At 52.2% G+C, this 7,206-nt stretch carries 8 protein-coding genes and 1 other RNA gene; 1 reads left to right on the plus strand and 8 read right to left on the minus strand.

All coding sequences use genetic code 11. The features are described 5' to 3' along the window. The 7 genes from KBY66_RS15525 to KBY66_RS15555 all read right to left on the minus strand — a co-directional run. A partial coding sequence (locus KBY66_RS15525; RefSeq protein ID WP_255090531.1) for a hypothetical protein occupies positions 1-220 on the minus strand: 220 nt, incomplete at its 3' end. A gap of 166 nt (positions 221-386) precedes the next feature. Further along, entirely contained in the window at positions 387-788 is a 402-nt protein-coding gene (locus tag KBY66_RS15530) for a hypothetical protein (RefSeq protein WP_255090532.1), read from the minus strand. Between the two features lie 153 nt (positions 789-941). Then, entirely contained in the window at positions 942-2,336 is a 1,395-nt protein-coding gene (locus KBY66_RS15535) for a hypothetical protein (protein ID WP_255090533.1), read from the minus strand. Further along, positions 2,333-2,935 (minus strand): hypothetical protein, encoded by a 603-nt coding sequence (locus KBY66_RS15540; protein ID WP_255090534.1) that lies wholly within the window; start codon positions 2,933-2,935, stop codon positions 2,333-2,335. Before KBY66_RS15540 ends, KBY66_RS15535 begins: the two co-directional genes overlap by 4 nt. A 108-nt stretch (positions 2,936-3,043) precedes the next feature. Further along, on the minus strand, positions 3,044-3,685 hold the full coding sequence (locus KBY66_RS15545; protein ID WP_255090535.1) for a hypothetical protein: 642 nt from the start codon (positions 3,683-3,685) through the stop codon (positions 3,044-3,046). A 19-nt stretch (positions 3,686-3,704) separates the two neighbouring features. Beyond that, complete coding sequence (locus tag KBY66_RS15550) at positions 3,705-4,856, minus strand: ParB/RepB/Spo0J family partition protein (RefSeq protein WP_255090536.1); 1,152 nt, start codon at positions 4,854-4,856, stop codon at positions 3,705-3,707. Between the two features lie 139 nt (positions 4,857-4,995). Beyond that, positions 4,996-5,223: a hypothetical protein gene (locus KBY66_RS15555; RefSeq protein ID WP_255090537.1), complete on the minus strand. Its 228-nt coding sequence runs from the start codon at positions 5,221-5,223 to the stop codon at positions 4,996-4,998. A gap of 122 nt (positions 5,224-5,345) precedes the next feature. Here KBY66_RS15555 and KBY66_RS15560 point away from each other — a divergent pair, with 122 nt between their 5' ends. After that, entirely contained in the window at positions 5,346-6,839 is a 1,494-nt protein-coding gene (locus KBY66_RS15560; protein WP_255090538.1) for a hypothetical protein, read from the plus strand. A gap of 241 nt (positions 6,840-7,080) precedes the next feature. Here KBY66_RS15560 and ssrA read toward each other — a convergent pair. Continuing rightward, positions 7,081-7,206, minus strand: a transfer-messenger RNA (tmRNA) gene (gene ssrA, locus KBY66_RS15565); the annotation flags it as partial.

A 7,206-nucleotide genomic window follows, 5' to 3' on the forward strand; every position in this document is an offset into this window, starting at 1 on the left:
TAATCAATCGGCAAGAAATCAGGATTTCCAGATCCTCTTTCGTCATTCTGGTCATCTGGATCACCTCAGACATCTTCATGGCCGGTTCAATCCGTTGCTTCTTCGCCTGTTTGAGAAGCTTGCGTCCGGAGATGAGGATGCCGGCATGATCGAGGGCAACCATTCGAGACAGGAGGCCGTCGAAGCTGTTGGTGATGATCAATGCGTTTGTCGGTTTCATGATTCAGGTCCAAAGGAGCATTCAAGCCACAATTCAGCGCCATAGAGCCACTCAGACGCCCTCGAACGAGTCCTGAGGGTGATGACCGCTGACACACACCCAAAGACACCAAAAGACCTCCAATGCTCATTTTTCAATTTGATGAGCATTGGAGAGCCTTCAGCGTTTATGCCGCCTCCTTCAGGGGTTGGAGGTTCTGGACCTTCCTGTAGGCCACTTTGAATCCAGGGCGTTTTTCGTGGGTGACGTCAAACTTTACCCTCTTCCCTTCTAGGAGGGCCAGTTTTTCAGGCAGGATCTCTCCGTCGATGTCAGTCAAATGCACAACATCGGGCCCCAGCAGCCTGAACATGTCATCCAGAAGGCTGTCGTTTTGGTTTCCCCAGTAGTCCACCCTCACCCTGTAGTCGTGTAGTGGATCTCCTGGAACCGGATCAACCGCTATGGTCAGCCGGAGGTTTTCCCGTGGTTTTCCATTCTTGGTATCCGTATTCAGTGTGGCGTTGATGATGGTGCCGTTGTGTGTGTCTTCGGGTGTCTCGTACGAGACTCGTCTTTGCAGTTTCATGGGTATGCTATCTATTCTACTCTGTCATGCCCGTGAATGAGGTTGGTCATCACAGCTCTTTGCTCCGCGCATTGAGTGACAGTTCATCTGCCAGCATTATTTGATTTTATCAAAAACGCCGGTCGATGTACAGTGTGAAATGTCGGATCTCCTTCACTCAGGATGGCTCAGTCGCAGGTATCGATCCCCATAGTCACCCCAGAGCTCCTTAACGATTAGGTCAAGATGAGTCACAAACCAACTAACTGAAACCATATTGGTGCAGTAAAACCGTGTCTTTTTGAAAGCATGACCCCCGTTTAGCCCCTTGATGAACACCCCAACATAAGCCCGAAATCCCTTTGAGAGCCTGTCTGTGGAGATCCATGGCCTTTGCTCAAACAATGCGGCTACACGTTCTACATCACCTTTGTTGCTGTAGATGCCCTGAAAGCGGGTGACACAGACCGCTGTAATATTCCGATCCCTGTCGACTGCTGGAATTGTCATCGGAGCTCCAGCGGCCTTCAGCTGTGACACGTATTTCATAAAGAGCTTGGCCTTTAATGGTGATGGTAACTCTGCATCCGAAGCGCCGTCATCATTCCCCCAAACAAAGGAATTTCGATGTTCGTCGTGCCGATCTAAAGCCAGATCCGTGAGAGCGTCACGCCGCCCTCTTTCAGTCTTTGCAAAGCTGGTCAGAATCTCCTCACAAACGGATTCTATGGCCTCCCATCCCATCCCCGATTTGAGCGAGTCAGAGGGAGCCAAGTCCTCGGCGTTTTGTATCCCCACCGCCAAAAGCTCAAGACCAGCGTAGAACCCACGGATTTTGAGGTCTTCACCCGTTAAACCAGCGCGTTGAAGCTGATCCGTCTGACTGCTGTAGAAATCTAAAAATGATGATGCCAGAGTCCGCAAAGTGAAGTCAGGATCATGCCTTTCCACTACATATCTGACCAACTCTGAATCCTGTGCACTGATGAATCCCTTCACGATCCTGCACAACCACCATGATCTAGCCACGGCTTCGGAATCACCGGCATCAAACAACACCCCATGATGTTCGCATTCCTCAGTGACATGCTTCCAGTCGTAATCACTGACGATGTTGCTTTTGACCTTGTTGATAGTCTCATGGACCAGGTCATCCAAGGTGACGACATCATCATATTCGGCTTTGAGTGACGCAATGAACTCAGGCAATGATTGATCATCGGGTTGCTCAATGACTTTCCCCTCATATGCCGGATTGACTCTTGCCCTCTTTAATTCTTCCTTACCCCCAAAGGCATATGGCAGATCCTTTTGACGATCCAGGAGGATGGGCTTCTCAAATGAATGAGCGAAGTCGATTTCGTCATGCACACATAAAGACCCGGCTTCGCCGGAGCTTTTTAATGTGTTTTGAACGGAATCTTCAAATGGATCTTCAAAAGGTTTACAAAGGGTATTGTTGTCCGGATTTTGACTTTTGGCATCCGGATTACTGCTGGGTTCGTCCGGATTTTGACGCCCCTGTCCGGATTCTGCCTGATCTCGTCCGATTGGTGGCTTTGGCATCATTTGCTGAGGCGGGCTTTCTGTTGGAGGGTTCGCATGCGATCAGGTGGGAAGGCATACTCACTGCGTATACCAGCCACCTTGATAACTGCGTCGGCATCAACGAGCTTGGACAGGGTTGATTTGATCGTGGAGGCCTTAAATGGCAGATGTGTCGCCAGTTTCTCCGGGCTCATCGCATGGGTCACCTTCCCGACTTTGAGTTTTTTCTTCAGCCAGTATTCGAGGTTAAACATCACCACTGCCGCAGACACTCCATGCACTTCTGCGTCTGCGGCATGAAAACTGATTTTGAGCTCTTCAACGGCTTCCCAGTAGTACTCGGGCACATGGTACCAACGGGTGCGGTCAAAGGGCAGCTTGTTGTAGTTTCCGATCTCGACCATCCCCTTGGCGGCGAGGCTTTTCACAGCGTCGTCAATCGTGCTTCGACCGAGGTATGGGCATTTTTCGGTCAAGGCGTCCAAGGAGCCGTAGTACCACTGCTTGTCGTCTTTCACGTTGCTGCTTTTCCGGGTTTTGTGCGCGAGGAACTTCAATACGATGGCTTCACTGATGCCATGGACATCCGCCAGCGTTTTAGAAAATGAATGGGGTTTCATTATGGTCAAAAATGAGGGCGGCCCGTGGAGTGCGTTTCCTGCCTCCTACAGCGCTTTGAACTGTAGTTTGCGGTGGTGACACTCCGACAGGCCGCCCAGGGGTTAGAATCAGGCCAGGTAGATCAATGCGCCCGGTGTTGAAGGAGTGTCGGAGATTGGGATAAGGTTGTGCAGCAGAAACTTACCGGAATCGATTTTTTGCGATTTCAGGAGCTTCTGCACTCGGCGGCACTCACGGGTCCAGGTCAGAAAATCATCTGCCTCGACCTGGAACACGACCACCACATCATCATTGCCTTCCACGATGGCCCGGACCCCATGATCGGTGCCTTTGAGCATTGTGACCAAGTAGGGCATGCTGAATTTGGGAATAGTCGTTGTGGCCCGGTCCCACTCCAGCACCTCCTTTCTGGTCATGTGGAAGTGCCGTTTATACGGTGGGACGAAGAGGTCGTCACCGTTAACCGCGAACGGCCAAAAGTAATCACGTCGCTCATCAACAGGCTGACCATGGTCCCAGACCACGTCATCGTTTTCGCGGGGACGGGTAAGGATCAAGCTCTGGCCCTCGGAGCAAAGCGAATTCAGCAAGTCCTCGGGATATTCCATGTGGCGCTTTGGCGACAGTCCGGTAATCACTGCCACCAGATGTGCAAAACCAATGTGCCTGATGCCTGGCGTCTTGGATTTCTTTGGAAGTCTTTTCATTGGGTGAAAATGGGAATGGCCGCCCGTGTCTGCGTTGAGCATCCACGGTTGGCCGGTTTGGTTAAGAATTCCGGTCAGGGTTGTCGAACACGAGGCCTGCCGTCACTAGGCACTCGGTAAGGGCGTTCATGGAATCGACATACCGTGGGCGCCAGTATTCCGTTGTCTTGCCGGCTTTCAGGCCCTCAACAAACTTGCGAACTGAGGACAATGCTTCCAGGGCCTCGTCATGGGTATCGACAGCAAAATCATCCTCCTGAGTTTCGTGCTCCGCCTCGGCAACCACAGCTGGTTCAGACAACTGAAGGCGAGTCTCAGACGCAGCTGCCGCTGTCTTCTTAGCCGCACTGGGAGGCGTGGCAGTCTGGGCCTTCGACTTCGATGTCGTCCGCTTCGCCTTGACGATGACGCCGGACTTAACGGCCAGGTTGTATGCAGCATTGATGCTACGGTTCAATTTGTTCGCCAGCTCCGTTGCTTCTGCCGATTTGCCTTTGGCAGTCAGCGCATCGATGGCGGTCACTACCTGACCACCGCGTTCAGCGTGGAGTCCAGACATGCCGATCTTAGCGGCAGCATTGTTCCTCGACTTCCCTGGTTTACCCTGTGTACTATTGTACACCGCATCCTTTTGTGACCTCGTTGCCATTCGGCGTTTGGCTGCTTCCTTTTCGATGTCCAGCCATTCAAGGTACTCCCGGATTTTCTGCTCCCTGTTCTTTTCGCGTTGGGCGTTCGTTTCGAGAATGGCCGTACGGATTTCCAGCTCGTCAGATGATTCAAAATAAATCACCGGAACCTTCGCCATGCCAAGCTGCTTAGCCGCAGCGAGGCGACTGTTGCCTGAAATTACCTCGAATGAATTTGGGTCGACGATCAAGGGCACGATGATGCCTTGGTCCTGGATACTGGTAATCAACGCTCCGCTGATCTCGGAAGTGTAGATTTTCTTGCTGAGAGGATGGGGCTTCAGTTTATCTGTCGCCACATCCTTGACGCTCTTTGAACCCGTTCCGCGGTTTTGAGGCTTCTCATCAGCCTTCCGAGGGCTCGGATTCTCAGCAGGCTTGTCAGACGAAGTCTCGGCGGTATGCTGGGCCTCGTGATCTGATGACGTTCCTGCTTGATCGGCGGTGATGTTCTGGGTCGCAGAAGGGACGTCGGGTGCAACCGGCGTCTCTTCACTGTTTTTTGGTTTTGTTCTTCTACTCATTGGTTTGTGTTGCTGTGCAGTTTGATGCTTGCTTCTGTTTGTCTCCTGGCCGTTAGGCCCTTGGGGCTTCCGATAAAGGGTCGGTTCCCAAAATTTTTGTGGTCCAGCTCAATTCGTCTAAAGGCTTTATAGAGTGCGTTTAGGTCGGTCCGGCATCGTTCTCGCGGAGCATTTCCACGACGGCCGCATAAGGGACCAAAGTGATGCCCCTCCGGTTTCCCCGCTTTTTGAGCCGCACCAATTTCAGTTGCCCTGCGGCCTCGGCGGCGTAATAGAAGCTGCGTGTGAGGGAAAAATGGGGGTCTCGCGTTCCACTCTGAGGGATGCGAAAGGTGATGGGATGGTTTGTTTGTTCGAGGTGCTTCATGGCGAAGGAGGTTCGCCGATTTCAGCCTGGAGGGAATTTTTGCTGGCATCCATCCCGTGCATGCGTCATTTGGCATCGAAATAATCTTGACAGATGTCTACTGAGTGGGCGTCCGATGTCTGATGACTTTTGATCCACTTGAACCGTGTATTGGCCTCACTTTTCAGTCTCTCCCCGAAGCAACTCTCGACCTCCTCCAAGCCTACCTCAACAAGGAGTGCTCCGTTGATCAGTTTATAAAGGCCCTTTCCTGCTGCGCTGTCACGAATTCAGACAGCGAACAAGGGCCCAAAGTATTGGGGTTTGTGTCTGGGCTCGATGTCGCGCATGAAGCCAGTAAAGCTATCAGTCGCTACAAGAAGCTGGTTGGCCGCTCCTTATACTTTACAGTCATGCCGAGTGATGGTGACCTTGTACTCGGACTCCGATGGAGTCGGTCTTTTACAGGAGATTCATGGGGACTTGTCGTCACCGACAAAATCAAGGTGGATATGGTCTGCCAATTTTGCATCGGCATACCTTGGCTGGAATCAATGGTCCAACTAGCCGTAGCTCCTCTGAAACCCTTGGTCCGCAGCCTCACGGTCGCCACGGGTGATCGTGCAGTTGGTGTGGACGACGAGATCCACAAGCGTGCTTCAGTGTTCAATGCCGCCTCAAATGCTTACTATTTGCAGAACGTGAAACTGTTCTTGATGTGGGAAATTGCTCGAAGTTGGCTCGCATGGGAGAAGTCGGCTGTGCCATTTCACACTCGTGTCGCTGAAGTCGCTCAAGTCTGGTCGCCGGAGCTTGCGTTAGTTGACTTCAATAAATTAGCGCCTGAGCAATTCCTCAAATCTGTCATTCGACGCCCGAAACGCCGCCGGGATGGGCCATATTGTCCAGCCACGCGCCGGGCCATTCTTTCCCAAAGCATGGACTCGACGAAGCCCTTCTCACGTGGTGGTGATTGGGCCGATTTTCTGTATCGCGACAACGCAACCGTTTATCAGACGATGCCGGAAAAGGGCGACCTCAAGAATCCTGCTGAAATTGAGCGATCTCTGTGGTGGTGGCGGTCTATCCCAGAATGGGAGGCGTTCATGCAGGACGAGTTCAGAGACAATTGGAGCAGGAGCGCCTTTATGTATGAACTGAGGGCTCGCCTGTTGCCGACTCGGACATGGGACATTTTCAATAGCCCTTGGTTTCATCTCGATGTGTCACAGAAAGGAGTCCTTTACTACATCTGGCCTCCAGGGCACCCGCGCGGCAAGTTCTGGCGCCAAGGACGGATCTATGGAGACAATCAAGAAGAGCATGCTTTTGCTAACGTCCCCGTGCGCAACCCTGCCGCCATGCGCAAAGAGGAAAGGGTGATTTGGGAGGAACAATTCAATGTCTGGAAGCATGACCTGTTGGGACAGCCCTCGGAACGCAAACAACGTTCTGTTCCCAAAAGGGGTCCTGACTGGGATTTATTGGAGGCTCTGGACCGTATTTATTACCTTCCCAATGATTTCGTTCTCACGACCCCTCAGATCAAGCGTCGGAAAACAGCCAAAAAACTTCATGCGGAAGCCTGCAAAGAAGCGGGGCTACCGGAGGATCGGCCATGCTATACCCGAAGTTGAACGGGTTCTGGGCAAGCAGATGAGGCAATACTTCAGCCGCCTTCCTCATCGCTTCCTGGCCGACATGCGAGTAATGCTCACTCATCTGTTCAGAATGATGGCCGAACCAAGCCACATCACGCTCTGGCTATATTTCGCCTAGCGGCAAACGTCGACACACTTTTCCACACATTGCAGAACATGTTCTTAGCTCTGTTCTTAGTTTTCACTCATCCATCATCCACCTCCTTGGAAATCAAGGAAGTGGAGGCGAGGGGAGTTGAACCCCTGTCCGAATAGTCGTTGCCCGTAGCGTCTCCATGCTCAGTCTCATGTTTGGTCTCGGTGGGAGGCGGCGTGAGACAGCCTACTCTTCACCCAGCGTCCT

The sequence above is a fragment of the Synechococcus sp. Tobar12-5m-g genome, from assembly GCF_024345415.1.
Classification (GTDB): domain Bacteria; phylum Cyanobacteriota; class Cyanobacteriia; order PCC-6307; family Cyanobiaceae; genus Regnicoccus.